Genomic DNA, 2,096 nt, shown 5'->3' with positions numbered 1-2,096 from the left:
AGTGCGTCTGGTCCTTGAGAACTCAACAGCGTGCACATTGTCAATGCCAATTTATTGATTGACCTCGTGCCTGGTCGGCTTGCTGACTGGGTCATGAAGCAATTCCTTTTGGATTGAAGATTGTCAGTAGACAGTCAACAGTCAGAATCAACTCGGTCTGATGCCTTCGGGTGTTGGGTCTGTATTTTTTTACGGAGAGTTTGATCCTGGCTCAGGACGAACGCTGGCGGCGTGCTTAACACATGCAAGTCGAACGATGATGCCCAGCTTGCTGGGTGGATTAGTGGCGAACGGGTGAGTAACACGTGAGTAACCTGCCCCTGACTCTGGGATAAGCGTTGGAAACGACGTCTAATACTGGATATGATCACTGGCCGCATGGTCTGGTGGTGGAAAGATTTTTTGGTTGGGGATGGACTCGCGGCCTATCAGCTTGTTGGTGAGGTAATGGCTCACCAAGGCGACGACGGGTAGCCGGCCTGAGAGGGTGACCGGCCACACTGGGACTGAGACACGGCCCAGACTCCTACGGGAGGCAGCAGTGGGGAATATTGCACAATGGGCGAAAGCCTGATGCAGCAACGCCGCGTGAGGGATGACGGCCTTCGGGTTGTAAACCTCTTTTAGTAGGGAAGAAGCGAAAGTGACGGTACCTGCAGAAAAAGCACCGGCTAACTACGTGCCAGCAGCCGCGGTAATACGTAGGGTGCAAGCGTTGTCCGGAATTATTGGGCGTAAAGAGCTCGTAGGCGGTTTGTCGCGTCTGCTGTGAAATCCCGAGGCTCAACCTCGGGCTTGCAGTGGGTACGGGCAGACTAGAGTGCGGTAGGGGAGATTGGAATTCCTGGTGTAGCGGTGGAATGCGCAGATATCAGGAGGAACACCGATGGCGAAGGCAGATCTCTGGGCCGTAACTGACGCTGAGGAGCGAAAGCATGGGGAGCGAACAGGATTAGATACCCTGGTAGTCCATGCCGTAAACGTTGGGCGCTAGATGTAGGGACCTTTCCACGGTTTCTGTGTCGTAGCTAACGCATTAAGCGCCCCGCCTGGGGAGTACGGCCGCAAGGCTAAAACTCAAAGGAATTGACGGGGGCCCGCACAAGCGGCGGAGCATGCGGATTAATTCGATGCAACGCGAAGAACCTTACCAAGGCTTGACATACACCGGAAACGGCCAGAGATGGTCGCCCCCTTGTGGTCGGTGTACAGGTGGTGCATGGTTGTCGTCAGCTCGTGTCGTGAGATGTTGGGTTAAGTCCCGCAACGAGCGCAACCCTCGTTCTATGTTGCCAGCGGGTTATGCCGGGGACTCATAGGAGACTGCCGGGGTCAACTCGGAGGAAGGTGGGGATGACGTCAAATCATCATGCCCCTTATGTCTTGGGCTTCACGCATGCTACAATGGCCGGTACAAAGGGCTGCGATACCGTAAGGTGGAGCGAATCCCAAAAAGCCGGTCTCAGTTCGGATTGAGGTCTGCAACTCGACCTCATGAAGTCGGAGTCGCTAGTAATCGCAGATCAGCAACGCTGCGGTGAATACGTTCCCGGGCCTTGTACACACCGCCCGTCAAGTCATGAAAGTCGGTAACACCCGAAGCCGGTGGCCTAACCCTTGTGGAAGGAGCCGTCGAAGGTGGGATCGGTGATTAGGACTAAGTCGTAACAAGGTAGCCGTACCGGAAGGTGCGGCTGGATCACCTCCTTTCTAAGGAGCATCTGGCCTCGTGTTGTCCCTTATCGGGGCACGCATGGTCCAGGCGCCTGATTCGGACCGAACGTGTCCGACGGGTAGCTCATGGGTGGAACATTGACAGTGCAGTTGGGAGTGATGCTTCCGACCTCAGTACGCTCTGCTTGCAGGGTTGGGACGGGTCGGGGTGGAGCTGCTGGCTGGTGCACGTTGTTGGGTCCTGAGGGACCAGGCTTCCTGTCGTCACGTGAGTGGTGGTGGGGGTTGGGCCTACGGGTCCTTCGTCGGGCCAGGGTGAACCTACCGTTGTGGTGGGGGAGTGCTGGTGCCGATCGTATGTTGAGAACTACACAGTGGACGCGAGCATCTTTGATTCGCGTCATCCATGATCAGCCTTCGGG

General features: G+C 56.2%; 1 rRNA gene. It reads left to right on the top strand.

Going from position 1 to position 2,096, the window contains the following annotated elements:
- Positions 1–188 precede the first annotated feature (188 nt).
- A 16S ribosomal RNA gene (locus tag BR70_RS18750) occupies positions 189–1,710 on the top strand.
- Positions 1,711–2,096 lie beyond the last annotated feature (386 nt).

The organism is Curtobacterium sp. UNCCL17, assembly GCF_000686685.1.
Lineage (GTDB): Bacteria > Actinomycetota > Actinomycetes > Actinomycetales > Microbacteriaceae > Curtobacterium > Curtobacterium flaccumfaciens.
This window is presented reverse-complemented; position numbering and strand designations above follow the sequence as displayed.